The organism is Hydrogenophaga sp. GW456-12-10-14-TSB4, assembly GCF_059424305.1.
Genome location: NZ_JBWKZH010000033.1, coordinates 26338 through 40718, shown reverse-complemented (window position 1 = coordinate 40718; position 14381 = coordinate 26338). Strand labels below are relative to the sequence as shown.

Sequence of the window (14381 nt, the reverse complement as noted above, 5' to 3'; positions counted from 1 at the left end):
GTTGCGCGAATCCGAAGACTTGGCATGTGCCAAGCCGGGTGCGAACGCCGAAGGAGTGGCATGCAATCCATCAACTCGAACAGCGACCATCGCTGTTCTTCCTGGCACTCGACCGCGCTCCAGCCCCTGGATGAAGCACTGGAGAGACTGAAGCTCACCTGCGAGTGGGAGGGAATCGGGAGCCAGGATGCTCGCGACCTGGCCCGATTGAAGATTCTCTGTGAAGTGCTTCGGCATTCCTGGGGCGATAACGATGTGCTGTCCCCACAGGCCTCGCAAATGGTCGCTGCCGTGACCCGGATCGAGAAAGATCGCTCCGCTCTCAACTCGGACATCGATCTGTTGTCCCATGCAGTGCGTTGCAGGCTGGTGTCTTCAATGGAGTTTGTTTCCCTGGAGACCGCCTATGCCCTTTTCCTGGACGAGGCCCAGCAGAATTCCAATGCCGCGCGGATCGCAGGCGACATGCGGTCCTACTGCGGTTACCTCGTGTTTGTTCTGGAAAGGTTTCTGGGCGATGGGGGCGATTCTCTGGATGAGTTTGCCCGGCAGTACCTCCCCAGATCCAGGGAGGCCCTCGCACCGTTCATGGATGCGGTGGAGATCTTCAAGGCTGGCGGCCACCCACCAGAGCAAACCTCCTGGGACTCGAGGCAATGGGGTGTGCACCTCCTTCGGCAATCGTTGGTGGTGTACGAAGTTCTTCTCTACACATGGACGGGCACCATGCCCACTTCCGACGAAGCCATGCGGCTCACCAGAGGTCTGAAGCAGGTTGAAGAGCGCTTCTACGACGAGAACTACCTCCCGATCCTGAAGGAGCGGGCGCAAGGTGTTCTCATTCCCTTGTTGATGCCCGACACCCTGAAGATGGCCTTCGAAAGAATGCAGGCGATCGCCATGGGGGCATGGCCCAACAAGCGCCAGCACATCGGGAAAACCATGGTCGATCACATCGTGGGCGTGAGAAACGAGATCGAGCGTTTTCTGGCGGACCCGTCGATGTCCCTGGTGACATTCGAGGGGGTGGTGTCGACGGCATTGAGCCAGAAGGAAAAGGAGGCGGACATCATTCGCGAATTCTTGGCCGCGCTGGAGACGCTGGACGCCATGCAGCATGCCCGCTTGTACCAGGCGGGAAGGATTCCCGCCAAGCATGAAAGCACGACCACGAAAAACTCCCTGAAAAGGTCGCTGGAGGTGTTGGATGTGCTGCTGTTCAGCTGGAATGGACCGGTTCCCACCTCCAAACAAGCCCTTCGGGTGGCTGCGCAATTGGAAAAATCCAGGAAGCGATACCAATTTGAGCTTTTTCAGAACACCCGTCATTTCAACAATGAAACCCGCGGCATGCTGGTTTCGCTGCTGTGCAGTGACTTCCAGAGGCAATATGAAAAAGAACAGAAATCGGTCGAAGCCGCCGGCATGCGTTACGAAGAAGCCAAGATTCAAATGAAGACATGCATTGCTCGGATGAAGAGGGATGCCGAGAAACGGTTGGAAAAGGTCCTCCCCTAATGATCGACATCAGGTGCATGTCGGGACCGAGACCTGTGCTTCTCCCGACGCCCGACGGATCAGAAAAGCACCCCTTCACCGCGTCTTATCGCCCTTTAGTTTTTCCGGGCGGCTTCCAGAATCGGGTTCACCGATCGAGTGAACCCGCCCCATGGACTCTTCCGCCCAAGACAAGAACCTGCCTGCCACCGCGCAGCGCCTGAAAAAGGCGCGCGACGACGGCCAGGTGCCGCGTTCCAAGGACTTGTCCAACCTCGCCGTGCTGGGCGGCGGTGCCCTGGTGCTGGTGGCCCTCGCCCCGACCGGCTTCGAGAAACTGCGCAGCGCCCTGCAAGGCCAGCTGCGCTTCGACCACCAGGCCCTGCTCAAACCCGAACTGGCCACCGAGCGCCTGGTGGACGGCTTCGCGCAAGGCCTCATGCTCTACCTGCCGCTGGGTGTGGCCGTGCTGGCCATCGTGTTGCTCGCGGCCTTCGGCTCGGGCAGCTGGGCCATCAGCACCAAGCCGCTCATGCCGGACCTCAGCCGCATCAACCCCCTCAAGGGCATCGGCCGGCTCTTCACCAAACAACAGCTGTTCGACACCGCCAAGCTCGCCGCCATCGCCGCCATCATCGGCCTGGTCGCCTGGCAGTTCATCTCCTCCCACGTGCAGGACTTCGCCATGCTGGTGATGCAGCCGCTGGAGTCGGGCCTGGGCCAGCTCGGCCACTGGCTGATGGTGGGCGTGGGCCTGCTGCTGCTGGTCGTGACCCTGGTCGCGATCATCGACTTCCCGGCGCAGAAATTCCTGCACGCGCAACGCATGCGCATGTCGCACCAGGAAGTGAAGCAGGAGCACAAGGAAGCCGAAGGCGACCCGCACTTCAAGTCCAAGCGCCGCGCGATGCAGCGCGAGATGGCCCAGCGCAACAGCGTGGGCGCCGTGCCCAAGGCCGACCTGGTGGTCATGAACCCGACCCACTACGCCGTGGCCATCCGCTACGACGACGCCAGCATGAGCGCACCGCGCGTGATCGCCAAGGGCGCCGACCTGCTGGCCATGAAGATCCGCGACGTGGCCAAGGCCCACAAGGTGCCGGTGCTGCAGTCGCCCATGCTGGCGCGCGCGCTTTACGCCCACGCCGAGATCGACGATGAGATTCCCTCGGCGCTCTACACCGCTGTGGCCCAGGTGCTGGCCTACGTCTATCAGCTCAAGGCCGCCATGAAGGGCCAGGGCGCCATGCCCGCCGCGCAGCCCGAACCCCTGGTGCCGCCCGAGCTCGATCCGCACTTCAAGAAACCCGCCAAAGAGGCCACCGAATGAACCTGCAAGCGCTTCAGCAATGGTTGAACCGCCACGCCAGCTGGGCCGGCGGCCTGGCCGCGCCCATGCTGGTCATCACCATCCTGTCGATGATGGTGTTGCCGTTGCCGCCCTGGCTGCTGGACACCTTCTTCACCCTCAACATCGCGCTCGCGCTGGTGGTGATGATGGTGGCGGCCTACATGAAGCGCCCGCTGGACTTCTCGGTGTTCCCCACCGTGCTGCTGCTGACCACGCTGCTGCGCCTCTCGCTCAACGTGGCCTCCACCCGCGTGGTGCTGCTCGAAGGCCACACCGGCCCGGGCGCGGCCGGCGCGGTGATCGAGGCCTTCGGCCACTTCCTGATCGGCGGCAACTTCGCGGTCGGTTTCATCGTGTTCGCGATCCTGGTGGTGATCAACTTCGTGGTGATCACCAAGGGCTCGGAGCGCATCGCGGAGGTGTCGGCCCGCTTCACCCTCGACGCCATGCCTGGCAAGCAGATGGCGATCGACGCCGACCTCAACGCCGGCTTGATCGACGACAAGGAGGCCAAGCGCCGCCGCCGCGAGGTGGGCGAGGAAGCCGAGTTCTTCGGCTCCATGGACGGTGCCTCCAAGTTCGTGCGCGGCGACGCCATCGCCGGCATTCTGATCCTGTTCATCAACATCATCGGCGGCTTCATCATCGGTGTGCTGCAGCACGGCCTGTCGGCCGGCCAGGCGGCGGACAACTACATCCTGCTGGCCGTCGGTGACGCGCTGGTGGCGCAGATCCCCTCGCTGCTGATCTCGGTGGCCGCGGCCATGGTGGTCTCGCGCGTGGGCAAGGACGAAGACCTGGGCGCTCAGGTGCTGGAGCAGATGTTCCTCTCGCCCAAGGTGCTGGGCATCACCGCCGCCGTGCTGTTCATGCTGGGCATCGTCCCGGGCATGCCGCACCTGGTGTTCCTGAGCTTCGCGGCGATCGCCGGCGGCCTGGCGTACTGGGTGGCGCGGGAGCAGGCCAAGCCCGAGCCGGCGCCCGAAGCCCCGGCCGTGCAAGGCGACGGCGAGGCCACCTGGGACGACCTGCAGCCGGTGGATCTGCTGGGCCTGGAACTCGGCTACCGCCTGATCGCCATGGTGGACAAGACCCGCCAGGGCGACCTGCTGACCCGCATCAAGGGTGTGCGCAAGAAGTTCGCGCAGGAAGTCGGCTTCCTGCCGCCGGCCGTGCACGTGCGCGACAACCTGGAACTGCGCCCCAGCGCCTACCGCATCACCCTGCGCGGCGTGGTGGTGGGCGAGGGCGAGGTGTTCCCCGGCATGTTCCTGGCGATCGACCCGGGCGGCATCGGCACCCCGCTGATCGGCACGCCCACCACCGACCCGGCGTTCGGCCTGCCCGCGCACTGGATCGACGAAAAGCAGCGCGAGAACGCGCAAATGGCCGGTTTTACCGTGGTTGATTCCGAGACCGTGCTGGCCACGCATCTTTCACACTTGATGCAAGTCCAGGCGGCCAAGTTGCTGAGCCGGACGGAGACCCAGGACCTGGTTGAACACGTCACCCGCCTGGCCCCCAAACTGATTGAAGAAGTCGTGCCGAAAATGGTCCCGGTTGCCACCTTCCAGAAAGTTCTCCAGCTGCTGCTGGAAGAGTCTGTGCACGTGCGCGACATCCGCACCATCATCGAATCGCTGGCCGAGCACGCCCCCCACACCACCGACCCGACCGAGCTGGCCCGCCGCGTGCGCATGGCGCTCTCGCCGGCCATCGTGCAGCAGATCTACGGCCCGGTGAAGGAGCTCGAGGTCATCGCCATCGAACCCGGCCTGGAGCGCCTGCTGATGCAGGCCCTCTCGGGCAGCGCCAACGGCGCGCTGGACCCGGGCGTGGCCGAGATGCTGAGCAAATCCGCCACCGACATCGCCAACCGCCAGGAAGAGAAGGGCGTGCCCGCCTGCCTGCTGGTGCCCGACGCCATCCGCAATGCCATGTCCCGCCTGCTGCGCCGCGCCGCGCCGCGCCTGCAGGTCCTGGCGCACAGCGAAATACCTGAAACCCACCTGATCCGCATCGGCCCGATCCTTGGAGAACTTGCAGCATGAACATCCAGCGTTTTATCGCCCCGACCTCGCGCGAAGCCATGAACAAGGCGCGCAAGACCTTCGGCGACAGTGCAGTGATCCTCTCCACCCGCAACACGGCTGAGGGCTTCGAGGTGATGGCCGCCGCCGAGGAAAGTCTGGCCTCGCTGGCCGATCACGCGAACGCCGCGACGGCCGAGCGCGCCGCACCGCGCGAGCCCGCCGCGCCCACCCGTTCGCTGGCCGCGCCGCAGTCGGTGCAGAGCGACACCGAGACGCTGGCCATGAGCACGCTGTCGTTCCAGGACTATGTGCGCGAACGCATGCTGCGCAAGCGCCGCGAGGCCCTGCACGGCACGCCCGCCGTGGCCGCCGAGGCACCCGCCCCGGTCGAACGCCGCAAGCCGGCCCCGGTGGCCGCGCCGCAGATCGCGCCCCGGCCCGAGCCGATCGAAGTGCCGGTGCAGCGTTTCAACCAGCCCGAACCCATCCTGGCGCGCAAGCCCGCGCCCATCCGCACCCGCTCGAGCGAGCCGGCCTGGGAAGACTCGCAGCCCTCGACCCGCTTCCCCAGCCAGGACAACAGCCGCATGGCGGTCGAACTCTCGGCGCTCAAGGACATGATCGAGGAGCGCTTCAACACCCTGGCCTGGCTCGGTTCGTCCAAGCAGAACCCGATCCAGTCCAACCTGATGCTCAAGATGATCCGCGCCGGCTACTCGCCCGCGATGTCGCGCGCCGTGCTCGAACGCGTGCCGGCCGAGGCCAACGCCGCCGAGGCGGTCCGCTGGCTGATGGACGTGATCACCCGCAACCTCAAGGTCACCGCGCCGGGTGCCGGCCTGTGCGACGAGGGCGGCATCGTTTCGCTGGTGGGCGCCACCGGCGTGGGCAAGACCACCACCGCCGCCAAGCTGGCCGCGCAGTGCGTCAAGCAATACGGCGCCGGCAGCGTGGGCCTGATCACGCTCGACACCTACCGCGTCTCCGGCTTCGAGCAACTGCGCGCCTTCGGCCGCATGCTGGGCGTCGTCGCCCACCTGGCGCACGACCGCGCCGCGCTCAAGGACCTGCTCAACCTGCTGGGCAACAAGCGCCTGGTGATCATCGACACCGCCGGCCTGGGCCAGCGCGACCAGCGCATCCAGGACATGCTGGACGTGCTCGACATTCCCAAGGTCAAGAAGACCCTGGTGCTCAACGCCGGTTCGCAAGGCGACACGCTGGACGAGGTGCTGACCTCGTTCAAGGCCAGCTCGCTGCACGGCGTGGTGCTCTCCAAGGTGGACGAAGCCGTCAAGCTCGGCCCGGCGCTGGACGCGCTGATCCGCCACCAGGTGACGCTGCGCGGCGTCGCCAACGGCCAGCGCGTGCCCGAAGACTGGCAGAACGCCGATGCCGCCGCGCTGGTGCGCCTCTCCATGGGCACCCAGGGCAAGTCGGCCTACGACCCGCAGCCCACCGACATGGGGTTCTTCTTCGCCCAGGCCTCCAGCCGTGGCATCGACCTGGGGGCCGCCCATGTTTGAACCCGGCTTCGATCAGGCCGCCGGTCTGCGAGGCGAACTGCCCGATGGCGGGCCGGTGCTGATGCCGGTGGCCAGCCCGGCGCAGCCCGCGCGCGCCTACGAATGGCTCTGCACGCTGGCGTCGGCGCTCACGGCCGAGGGCCGCGCGGTGATCATCGTGGACGGCACGGCCATCGAGTCCACCAGCCGCGATCGGCACGACGGCGCCCACCTGGGCCTCATGCGTGTGCTGCAAGACCCGTCCATCGCCCACCTGGAACACCCCCTGGACGGCGCTGACTGGCTCGTGATGCCCGGCGCCGCCGGCCTGCACGCCTTGCAGGAAACGGCCCAGGCCGCCGGCAGCCAGATCGCGCTCTCGCGCCTGCTGGCGCCGTTCGCCGCCGGTGCCGTGGTGCTGCTGTTCGCGCCCGCCTTCTCGCTGGCCAGCCTGCTGTACGGCCTGGACGCCCGCGCGCTGGTGCCGGTGATCGAACAGCCGCAATCCAGCATCGACGCGTATGGCGCGGTCAAGGTGCTGGATGCGGCCGGCCTCGACCCGGTGCTTGCCCCGCTGGGCGGCGGTGCGAACGGCGGTGTGGTGCAGACCGTGATCGACACCGCGCACCGCCACCTCGGCCTCGCGCTGGACAGCTGGCCGCAGGCCAGCTGGGCCCTGTGCGTGCAGGAAAGTGCCCTCGCGCGCCCGCGCCCCACCCATGCCCAGGGCTACGGCTACCACGGCCTTCTGCCGCGGGCTGCCGCCAGCGCCTACACGGCCGCGGCGGCCGATGCCCCTTCTCTCTGGAGTTGACGATGTACACCGCCAAAGGCACCCTCAACCGGGACGACCAGTTGCGCAAATACAGCCCGCTGGTGCGCCGCCTCGCTCATCACATGATCGCCAAGCTGCCGCCCAGCGTGGAGCTCGACGACCTGATCCAGGTCGGCATGATCGGCCTGACCGAAGCGATCGCCCGTTTCGAGCCGACCCAGGGCGTGCAGTTCGAGACCTTCGCCAGCCAGCGCATCCGCGGCGCGATGATCGACGAGTTGCGCGAGGGCGACTGGATGTCGCGCGGTTCGCGCAAGAGCCAGAAAGACATCGAGCAGGCCGTGCACCGCCTGCAGCAGAAGCTGCACCGCGTGCCCCGCGAAAGCGAGATCGCCGAAGAGATGGGCATGAGCCTGGCCGACTACCAGCACCTGCTGGCCAAGGTGCGCGGCACCCAGCTCGTCTACCTGGAAGACATCAGCGGCAACGGCGACGAGGACGACAGCTTCCTGGACCGCCACATGGGCGACCACGAGGCCGACCCCTCGGCCGTGCTGCAGGACCACCGCATGCGCACCGCCCTGGTGGCGGCCATCAAGGTGCTGCCCGAGCGCGAGCAGCAGATCATGTCGATGTACTACGAGCACGACATGAACCTGAAGGAAATCGCGGCCGTGCTCGGCGTGACCGAGTCGCGCATCTGCCAGCTGCACAGCCAGTCGATCGCGCGGCTGCGCTCCAAGTTGCGCGCGCACTGAAGGCCCGGTGCGCCCCGGTGGCGCACCGTTTGTTGCAATTAAGTAACGTTCAGAAACATATGGCACTGTTTTGGTGCCTTTAAAACGATAGCGTCCTACACTGGAAACTTAACCACGTTAAGGGACCCATGAAAACATCGTTGAAAGCTATCGTTTTGGCCGCCATGTCGGTCGCTGCCGCCAGCACCCTGGCGCAAACCCAGTCCGACCCCCGGATGTATGGCGAGGTTGCCTACAACCTGGTCAATCTCAAGGAAGTGGACGGCCCCGACTCCATCAAGACCAGGCCCTCTGTCGCGACCGGCATCGTGGGTTACAAGTTCCACCCCAATCTTTCGGTGGAAGGCATGCTCGGCCTGGGCGTGAGCGGTGACAAGGTTGACCTGAATGGCATGGAGACCGTCGTCGACGCCAAGATCAGCAATGTGTTCGGCGTCTTCGTGCGCCCCAGCGTGAAGCTGAGCGACAGCGTGGAACTGTTCGCCCGCCTCGGCTACGTGCAGAGCAAGATCAAACTGTCGGTTCCCGGTTTCAGCATCAGCGATTCCGGTGGCAGCACGGCGTACGGACTGGGCGGCAACTTCTACCTGTCCAAGCAGTCCTACCTCCAGCTGAACTGGACCAGCTACTACAAGAAGGACGGCCTCAAGATCAATGGCGTCGGCCTGGGCTTTGGCGTTCGCTTCTGATCGCTGATCGCCGGTGCGGAAAATGGCCACCCTCGAGGTGGCCATTTTTTTCCCGGCTCAGGCCATCCGCCGGAAGAGGCCGGGGTAGTCGAGCACGATGCCGTCTTCGTCCACCGGCAGCTCCACCTGAAAACCACTGCCGTCCAGGCTCTCAAAACGGTAGAGCCGCTCGGCCAGGCGTGTGTAGGCCTGGGGCTTGGCTTGCACCGTGAGTTCGGGCGCGTTCACCCAGGCCATGCGGAACACGCGGCGCTCGCCCACGGCCATCGGCTCGCGCCGGATCGGAAAACTGTTGGTGAACGGCGTGGGCCAGATGTCGATGTCCAGGCAGCCCTCGAGCTCGCGCAGCGTGCGGTTTTGGCCGTCGCGCCAGTGGCCCTGGCCGTCGGTGCGCAGGCTCAGCGCGCGAGAGGCCTGGTCGGTGTCCACCAGCAGGTCGGCCTGGCGCAATTGCCACGACCGCCCCCAGGCCAGCCGGTAGCTCAGCCGGAACGGTCCGCTGGTTTCATCGAACGCCAGCACCACCGCGCTCGCTTCGGTGTCCGACAACAAGAGGTGCTCCATGCCCACGCCTTCGTGGGCCGGGTTCCACGTGGGCTGCCAGCACAGGGTGCGCGTGTCGGTGCGGGCCATGGTCATGGCGGAGACCTCCGGTTATGGTGCAGGGCGTTGCCGGCATGCCGGCAGGCGGTCAACGATTGAAACATGAAGGAGACGGGATGTCGGGTGGTGACTGGAAAGAGCTGTTCAAGGCGGCCTGCGAGGGCCACATCGAGCTGGTGCGCTACCACGCGCGCAATGGCGTGGATCTGAACTACGCGCATCCGGAGTTCCTCTCCACGCCGCTGGTGGCTTGCATCCTGGAGCGGCAGGAGGCGGTGGCCGGGTTGCTGCTGGACCATGGCGCCGATCCGCTGCTGCACTCCGAATTCGACAACCTCACGCCGGTGCAGGCCGCGCGCCAGGTGGGCCTGGGTGCGCTGGAGGCGCGGCTGCGCGAGATGGGTGCGGCGGATCCCGCGGCGAGAACGCCGCAGAGAGGCGGCTGGCTCGCGCCCTTCCTGGGCCGCTGGCTGTGGTGGGCGAGGTGAGCACGGGGTTGTTCCGCCTGGCCTAGGATGGGGGGTCTCACCCCCACCCGAGGTTTCTCCCATGGTTCCCCTGAACGACTGGCTGCTCTTTGCCGGCGCGGCCCTGCTGATGGCGCTCACGCCCGGCCCCAACATGGTCTATCTGATCTCCCGCTCGATCTGCCAGGGGCGACGGGCCGGCGTCATTTCCCTGTTCGGCGTGGTGGCCGGGTTCCTGGTGCACATGTTCACCGCGGCGGTGGGCCTCACCGCACTGTTCATGGCCGTGCCGATGGCCTACGAGATCCTGAAGTGGGCCGGTGCGGCCTACCTGCTCTACCTGGCGTGGCAGGCGGTCAAGCCGGGCGCGCGCTCCCCTTTCGAGGCGCGCGACCTGCCGCAGGACTCGCCGCGCAAACTGTTCGCCATGGGCTTTCTCACCAACCTGCTCAACCCCAAGATCGCGGTGTTCTACCTCGCGATCTTTCCGCAGTTCGTCTCGCCCGAGCACGGCTCGGTGTTCGCGCAGAGCGTGGTGCTGGGGCTGACGCAGATCGTCTTCAGCTTCAGCGTGAACCTGAGCATCGCCCTGTCGGCGGCGAAGCTGGCACGCTGGTTCCAGCACAACCGCCGCTGGCTGGCGGTGCAGCGTTACGTCATGGGCGGCGTGCTGGCCGCGCTGGCCGTGCGCCTGGCCGCCGAGCAGCGCCGCGTGGCCTGAGGCGCGTGGGCATGCTCAAGGTCATTGCGCAGGATTTCATCCGGCCGGAATGCCTGGCCGAGGTCGAGCCGCTGTACCGCGAACTGGTGGAGAAGACCCGGCAGGAGCCGCTGTGCCTGGCCTACGAACTCTGCGTCAACCAGAAGGACCCGGGGCATTTCATCTTCGTGGAAGCCTGGCCCGACCGGGCCGCGCTCGACGCGCATTGCCAGGCCGAGCACTTCCGCCGGCTGGTGCCGCAGATCGACCGGTGCCAGCGCCAGGCCGGCACCTTTCTGTTGATGGACGTGGTGGCCTGAAGGCCGCGTGGCGGGCTCAGCTGCCCGGCGCGCGCGCGTAACTCACGGTGAGCATTTCCCACTGGTGGCCGTCGGGCTGGTTCCAGTAGACGATGCGCCCGCCGTGGGCCGTGTCCACCGTCGAATCGACCGGCCCGTGCACCAGGCTGCGGTACGGAATGCCGGCGGCCTGGATGCGCGCGAGGATGGCGTCGAAAGCCTCCTCGCTCACGCGAAAGGCGAAATGGATGGCGGGCAGCGGTCCGTCCCACTGGTCGAAGTCGAGCGTGAGGCCGTCGTTGACGTAGACCGGCGCGAACGGCCCGATGCCGCTGGCCGACCAGGGCACGCCGAGCAGCTCGGCGACTTGCCGGGCGGCGGCGATCTTGTCGCGGGAGGGCACCAGCAGGTGGTCGAGTTGGATGCCGATCGCCATGCGGCCCCCGTGTCAGTAGGAGCGCAGCGCGATGCCCCAGTGGCCGGCCGAGCGGGTGACGATCCAGAGGTTCTGGTATCGGTTGAGCACCTCGCCCTCGGCGGTGCGCCGGCTGTAGTCCATCAGGAAATGCACCTTGTCGGCGCTCGCGAGCACGGGTGTGATCGACTCGGTGTGGGTGCGGGCCCAGCCGGTGGCGCGCAGGCTGCGGAAGAAGTCGCCCGGCAACTGGCCCGGCGCCGCCCATTCCAGGCGGTGCGCGCCGGAGAGGATGGTGTGCGGGAAGTTCAGCTCGGCGTCCATGCCGGCCAGGTCGCCCGCGTTGAACGCGTCCGCAAAACGCTGGACGCAGGCCCGGGCTTCGAGGGTGTCGCCGTTGTTCAGGCTGTCGGGAGCGTGGATCTCGTTCATGACAGGGGCAGGAAGAACTCGGATGTCTGTCATGTTGGCGTCCGCAGAAGCCGACGTCAACCCTGCTGGCAGAGCGCGCCGGGGTGTTCCCAGCCGGAGCCGTCGCGCGGCCATTCGACCAGCACGCCTTCGGCGGTCTGCGCGACCACGCGGCCGTCCACGCGGTCCAGGCTGCCTTTGTGAAGGCGGTTGACACGAGCGCCCGCAGCGAACTGCGGCGTCTGGAAATAGGATTTGAGCAATTCGATCATGGCTTGGGTCTCGATTTCGGCGTCAGAAGGCGCCATGGTGGTGATGGCCTCGGTGGGCATGGTCCCAGCGGCGTTGCATGTCCTCCAGCTGGTGGAGGCTCTTGGCGGTGCTGAGGTATTCCTCGAGCCCGTCGGAGGCGCCGGCGCTGGCGCGGCGGAAAGAGTGGCCGACGGCACCAGCCAGTCGGGTCCACAGGGATGTGATGAGCGTGTTCATGGCATTCAATCTAAGGGTTAACCCGTATTTTAGAAGGGGTGCCGCTAAAAAGGTAGCTCTATCAGATTTGCTAATGATGAATCAGGGGGTTGACCTCAAGGCTGTGGATGGCCACGGATGGCGTTCATAGGCGAAAAAAAACCGGCAGATGCCGGTTTTTGAAGGGAGAACTGAAAAATCAGGCGGTGAGAAAACCGCGTCCTGCGCCGCCCAGCGGTGAGGGTTTGACCATGCGGCCGTAGGTGGGCTGGCGCTGCAGGGCCTGCTGCGGCAGCAGGCTGGCGACGGCGCGTTCGTTCTGGGCGTTGGCACGCAGCACGGCCTGGCGCAACTGGGCGAAGCGTTGCGCGGCGTTCTGGGTGTCCAGGCGCAGCGGGCTGTCGGGCTGGGCGAATTCCGGCGTGCGGGGGGCTTGCTGCAGCACCGCCTGCATGGCCGCGCTGGCCCGCTCCACACCGGGCGCGTCGCCGCGCAGCAGGGCGGCTTCGAGCGCATCGAGTTCCACTTGCAACGATCCGATCCAGGGGTGGGGTGGGGTCGTCGCGGTGGTGGTCATGGTGCGGTTCGTTGGGGTGAGGACAATCAGGCCCGGCTGCCGTTGAGCATTTCGGCGGCGTTGGCCAGCATCTTGTCGGCAATGGCCTCGGCGTTCACCTGGAAGGTGCCGTTGGCGATCGCCGCTTTCATGGCTTCGACTTTTTCCGTGTTGAACACTTCGCTGCCGCCCGAGCCCAGCGCCGAGACGGTGGAGGCGGACAGGGTGACGGTCACGCCCTGAGGCTTGGCCGCAGGCGTGCCTGCGGCGGCCGCCAGTTCGGCGCTCGCTGCGGGTTTTTCGGCGGCCCTCTGGGGACCACCGGCCACGGAACCTATATAGGAATCGGGTGACGAATCGACTTTCATTTCACGCTCCAAACCCCGTAGTCAGGGTGATGTGAGAGAACTATCGACCCGGACGGTACGAACTTTAGGCATTTTTGGTTGGCCGGTTCGAGCATTCCGTCACGCCGGGGGTGCCGTTGCGGACATCCGGCTTACAAAGCCATCTCAACGGTCTGGTCTTCCTGCACCAGACCGGTGACGACCCGCCCGCCGGGCAGGCGGATGCGGGCGGACTGCCCGACCAGACCGGCGGTGAGCGCCAGGCCGGTCACGGAAATGCTGAACCCGCTGCCGCTGCTGTTGACCCGCACCTGATCGCCGGCGGCGAAGGCCTTGGTCGGTCGCACCATGTTCTGGCGGATCGTCAGGCCCGGGGTGAGGGCAAAGGCGGTTTCCTGGCCGATCCACATCTCGGGTCGGGCCAGCACGGGGGCCGGGCTGGCCGCCCAATCCACTTCGACCAGTTCGGCGTCTTCTTGAGTGAGGGTGGCGCCGGCGTCCACCGGGCGCTTGATGACCCAGGCCGGCCCGAAGGCCTTGACCGTGACGGGCACGTACACATTCCAGCGCGAGGGGCCCTCGACGCAGCGCAGGCCGATGCGGCTGCGGCCCCACAGGCGCGAGCCGGCCGGCAGGTGCGGTTCGACCTTGGCGCAGGGCGCCAGGCGCAGGCGGGTGTCGAGCGCGCCCATGACGACTTCGGTGCGCAGGGGAAACGCCTCGTCTTTCGGGATCGCGGCCTCCAGTGTGGGCTGCAGCCATTCGCGCGCGGTCTTCTCCAGCTGGTCGGTCTGGTTGTTGGCGTGGGCCGTGCCCAGGCCCGGCAGCAGCAGGGCCAGGGCCCAGCCGCAGGCGGTGAGCAGGCGGTGCAGGGTAGGGCGCATGGGCGGTCTCCGGTGGGCAGGGTGGCGGGAGGTCAGGGCTGCACTGTAGGCCGGGGGTGCCTCGGACAAAGGCGGGAAATGGCTTGCAAAGCGGCGCTTGTTCCGGCCATTGGCGACCCTCAAGATTTCCATAATTCGTCCAACCCCCCGGTACCAGGACCTCTCCCCGAGGCGTGGGCCGGCCCCGAAACCTTGCTGGAGTGGACGATGCTTGAACAGATGACCGGCCGGCTGGACTTCCATGCCAACGCGCTGCTGCTGCGCTCGCAGCGCCAGCAGGTGATCGCCAGCAACATCGCCAACGCCGACACGCCCGGCTACATCGCGCGCGACTTCGATTTCGCCAGCGCGCTCAAGAACGTCTCGGGCATGCAGACCGGCGCGACCGCCGGTGTGACCCAGACCAACGCCCAGCACATGCGCCTGGGCACCACCAGCGCGGGCCCGGCCCGGCCCGACATGGCCTACACCGTGCAGACCCAGCCCAGCCAGGACGGCAACTCGGTCGACCTGGACCGCGAGCGCGCCAATTTCGTGGACAACAGCGTGCGCTACGAGTCCACGCTGCGTTTCATCAATGGTCACGTGAAGACCATGCTCAGCGCCATCACGGGTCAATGACC

General features: G+C 66.4%; 19 protein-coding genes. 11 read left to right on the top strand and 8 right to left on the bottom strand.

Annotation, left to right across the window (positions count from 1 at the left end):
* Positions 1 to 60: 60 nt before the first annotated feature.
* The 7 genes from AC07ZS_RS16880 (at position 61) to AC07ZS_RS16850 (ending at position 8608) form a co-directional block, all read left to right on the top strand.
* Positions 61 to 1518, top strand: coding sequence for a hypothetical protein (locus AC07ZS_RS16880; protein WP_494799682.1), 1458 nt, complete (start codon positions 61 to 63; stop codon positions 1516 to 1518).
* 151 nt (positions 1519 to 1669) lie between these two features.
* The gene (locus tag AC07ZS_RS16875; RefSeq protein WP_494799681.1) at positions 1670 to 2827 is read left to right on the top strand and encodes an EscU/YscU/HrcU family type III secretion system export apparatus switch protein; all 1158 of its coding nucleotides are present in this window, start codon (positions 1670 to 1672) and stop codon (positions 2825 to 2827) included.
* Positions 2824 to 4899: a flagellar biosynthesis protein FlhA gene (flhA, locus tag AC07ZS_RS16870; protein WP_494799680.1), complete on the top strand. Its 2076-nt coding sequence runs from the start codon at positions 2824 to 2826 to the stop codon at positions 4897 to 4899. Before AC07ZS_RS16875 ends, flhA begins: the two co-directional genes overlap by 4 nt.
* Positions 4896 to 6407: a flagellar biosynthesis GTPase FlhF gene (gene flhF / locus AC07ZS_RS16865; RefSeq protein ID WP_494799679.1), complete on the top strand. Its 1512-nt coding sequence runs from the start codon at positions 4896 to 4898 to the stop codon at positions 6405 to 6407. The genes flhA and flhF overlap by 4 nt, the downstream gene beginning before the upstream one ends.
* A complete protein-coding gene (locus AC07ZS_RS16860; RefSeq protein ID WP_494799678.1) occupies positions 6400 to 7200 on the top strand; it encodes a hypothetical protein in 801 nt (266 codons plus the stop codon). The genes flhF and AC07ZS_RS16860 overlap by 8 nt, the downstream gene beginning before the upstream one ends.
* Before the next feature lie 2 nt (positions 7201 to 7202).
* Positions 7203 to 7919 carry an RNA polymerase sigma factor FliA gene (locus AC07ZS_RS16855; protein ID WP_494799677.1) on the top strand — a complete coding sequence of 239 codons (717 nt, stop codon included), beginning with the start codon at positions 7203 to 7205 and terminating at the stop codon, positions 7917 to 7919.
* A gap of 140 nt (positions 7920 to 8059) precedes the next feature.
* Positions 8060 to 8608 carry a porin family protein gene (locus AC07ZS_RS16850; protein ID WP_494799676.1) on the top strand — a complete coding sequence of 183 codons (549 nt, stop codon included), beginning with the start codon at positions 8060 to 8062 and terminating at the stop codon, positions 8606 to 8608.
* A gap of 57 nt (positions 8609 to 8665) precedes the next feature.
* Here AC07ZS_RS16850 and AC07ZS_RS16845 read toward each other — a convergent pair whose 3' ends face one another.
* The gene (locus AC07ZS_RS16845; protein WP_494799675.1) at positions 8666 to 9247 is read right to left on the bottom strand and encodes a putative glycolipid-binding domain-containing protein; all 582 of its coding nucleotides are present in this window, start codon (positions 9245 to 9247) and stop codon (positions 8666 to 8668) included.
* Between the two features lie 59 nt (positions 9248 to 9306).
* On the opposite strand from AC07ZS_RS16845, the gene AC07ZS_RS16840 reads away from it, so the two are divergent.
* The 3 genes from AC07ZS_RS16840 to AC07ZS_RS16830 all read left to right on the top strand — a co-directional run bounded on the left by AC07ZS_RS16840 (position 9307) and on the right by AC07ZS_RS16830 (position 10698).
* On the top strand, positions 9307 to 9699 hold the full coding sequence (locus tag AC07ZS_RS16840) for an ankyrin repeat domain-containing protein (protein ID WP_494799674.1): 393 nt from the start codon (positions 9307 to 9309) through the stop codon (positions 9697 to 9699).
* A gap of 61 nt (positions 9700 to 9760) precedes the next feature.
* Positions 9761 to 10399 (top strand): LysE family translocator, encoded by a 639-nt coding sequence (locus AC07ZS_RS16835; RefSeq protein ID WP_494799673.1) that lies wholly within the window; start codon positions 9761 to 9763, stop codon positions 10397 to 10399.
* An 11-nt stretch (positions 10400 to 10410) separates the two neighbouring features.
* Complete coding sequence (locus AC07ZS_RS16830; protein ID WP_494799672.1) at positions 10411 to 10698, top strand: putative quinol monooxygenase; 288 nt, start codon at positions 10411 to 10413, stop codon at positions 10696 to 10698.
* A 16-nt stretch (positions 10699 to 10714) separates the two neighbouring features.
* Here the strand turns inward: AC07ZS_RS16830 and AC07ZS_RS16825 are convergent, their stop codons facing one another.
* The 7 genes from AC07ZS_RS16825 to flgA form a co-directional block, all read right to left on the bottom strand.
* Positions 10715 to 11113, bottom strand: a complete 399-nt coding sequence (locus tag AC07ZS_RS16825) for a VOC family protein (protein WP_494799671.1) — start codon at positions 11111 to 11113, stop codon at positions 10715 to 10717.
* 12 nt (positions 11114 to 11125) lie between these two features.
* The gene (locus AC07ZS_RS16820) at positions 11126 to 11524 is read right to left on the bottom strand and encodes a DUF6841 family protein (protein ID WP_494799670.1); all 399 of its coding nucleotides are present in this window, start codon (positions 11522 to 11524) and stop codon (positions 11126 to 11128) included.
* Positions 11525 to 11580: 56 nt separating this feature from the next.
* Positions 11581 to 11811 (bottom strand): hypothetical protein, encoded by a 231-nt coding sequence (locus AC07ZS_RS16815; protein WP_494799669.1) that lies wholly within the window; start codon positions 11809 to 11811, stop codon positions 11581 to 11583.
* Entirely contained in the window at positions 11798 to 11992 is a 195-nt protein-coding gene (locus AC07ZS_RS16810) for a hypothetical protein (RefSeq protein WP_494799668.1), read from the bottom strand. The genes AC07ZS_RS16815 and AC07ZS_RS16810 overlap by 14 nt, the downstream gene beginning before the upstream one ends.
* A 178-nt stretch (positions 11993 to 12170) precedes the next feature.
* Positions 12171 to 12548 carry a hypothetical protein gene (locus AC07ZS_RS16805; protein WP_494799667.1) on the bottom strand — a complete coding sequence of 126 codons (378 nt, stop codon included), beginning with the start codon at positions 12546 to 12548 and terminating at the stop codon, positions 12171 to 12173.
* Positions 12549 to 12574: 26 nt separating this feature from the next.
* Positions 12575 to 12895, bottom strand: a complete 321-nt coding sequence (flgM, locus tag AC07ZS_RS16800; RefSeq protein WP_494799666.1) for a flagellar biosynthesis anti-sigma factor FlgM — start codon at positions 12893 to 12895, stop codon at positions 12575 to 12577.
* 131 nt (positions 12896 to 13026) lie between these two features.
* A complete protein-coding gene (gene flgA / locus AC07ZS_RS16795) occupies positions 13027 to 13758 on the bottom strand; it encodes a flagellar basal body P-ring formation chaperone FlgA (protein WP_494799665.1) in 732 nt (243 codons plus the stop codon).
* Between the two features lie 207 nt (positions 13759 to 13965).
* Between flgA and flgB the strand changes: the two genes are divergently transcribed.
* A complete protein-coding gene (gene flgB, locus AC07ZS_RS16790) occupies positions 13966 to 14379 on the top strand; it encodes a flagellar basal body rod protein FlgB (RefSeq protein WP_494799664.1) in 414 nt (137 codons plus the stop codon).
* The last annotated feature ends 2 nt before the right edge of the window (positions 14380 to 14381 follow it).

What these genes read in the sequence shown, in the direction of transcription:
- AC07ZS_RS16880 (WP_494799682.1), top strand. Translation starts at nt 61, where the DNA reads ATGCAATCCATCAACTCGAACAGCGACCATCGCTGTTCTTCCTGGCAC.
- AC07ZS_RS16875 (WP_494799681.1), top strand. Translation starts at nt 1,670, where the DNA reads ATGGACTCTTCCGCCCAAGACAAGAACCTGCCTGCCACCGCGCAGCGC.
- flhA (WP_494799680.1), top strand. Translation starts at nt 2,824, where the DNA reads ATGAACCTGCAAGCGCTTCAGCAATGGTTGAACCGCCACGCCAGCTGG.
- flhF (WP_494799679.1), top strand. Translation starts at nt 4,896, where the DNA reads ATGAACATCCAGCGTTTTATCGCCCCGACCTCGCGCGAAGCCATGAAC.
- AC07ZS_RS16860 (WP_494799678.1), top strand. Translation starts at nt 6,400, where the DNA reads ATGTTTGAACCCGGCTTCGATCAGGCCGCCGGTCTGCGAGGCGAACTG.
- AC07ZS_RS16855 (WP_494799677.1), top strand. Translation starts at nt 7,203, where the DNA reads ATGTACACCGCCAAAGGCACCCTCAACCGGGACGACCAGTTGCGCAAA.
- AC07ZS_RS16845 (WP_494799675.1), bottom strand. Translation starts at nt 9,247, where the DNA reads ATGACCATGGCCCGCACCGACACGCGCACCCTGTGCTGGCAGCCCACG.
- AC07ZS_RS16835 (WP_494799673.1), top strand. Translation starts at nt 9,761, where the DNA reads ATGGTTCCCCTGAACGACTGGCTGCTCTTTGCCGGCGCGGCCCTGCTG.
- AC07ZS_RS16830 (WP_494799672.1), top strand. Translation starts at nt 10,411, where the DNA reads ATGCTCAAGGTCATTGCGCAGGATTTCATCCGGCCGGAATGCCTGGCC.
- AC07ZS_RS16825 (WP_494799671.1), bottom strand. Translation starts at nt 11,113, where the DNA reads ATGGCGATCGGCATCCAACTCGACCACCTGCTGGTGCCCTCCCGCGAC.
- AC07ZS_RS16820 (WP_494799670.1), bottom strand. Translation starts at nt 11,524, where the DNA reads ATGAACGAGATCCACGCTCCCGACAGCCTGAACAACGGCGACACCCTC.
- AC07ZS_RS16815 (WP_494799669.1), bottom strand. Translation starts at nt 11,811, where the DNA reads ATGGCGCCTTCTGACGCCGAAATCGAGACCCAAGCCATGATCGAATTG.
- AC07ZS_RS16810 (WP_494799668.1), bottom strand. Translation starts at nt 11,992, where the DNA reads ATGAACACGCTCATCACATCCCTGTGGACCCGACTGGCTGGTGCCGTC.
- AC07ZS_RS16805 (WP_494799667.1), bottom strand. Translation starts at nt 12,548, where the DNA reads ATGACCACCACCGCGACGACCCCACCCCACCCCTGGATCGGATCGTTG.
- flgM (WP_494799666.1), bottom strand. Translation starts at nt 12,895, where the DNA reads ATGAAAGTCGATTCGTCACCCGATTCCTATATAGGTTCCGTGGCCGGT.
- flgA (WP_494799665.1), bottom strand. Translation starts at nt 13,758, where the DNA reads ATGCGCCCTACCCTGCACCGCCTGCTCACCGCCTGCGGCTGGGCCCTG.
- flgB (WP_494799664.1), top strand. Translation starts at nt 13,966, where the DNA reads ATGCTTGAACAGATGACCGGCCGGCTGGACTTCCATGCCAACGCGCTG.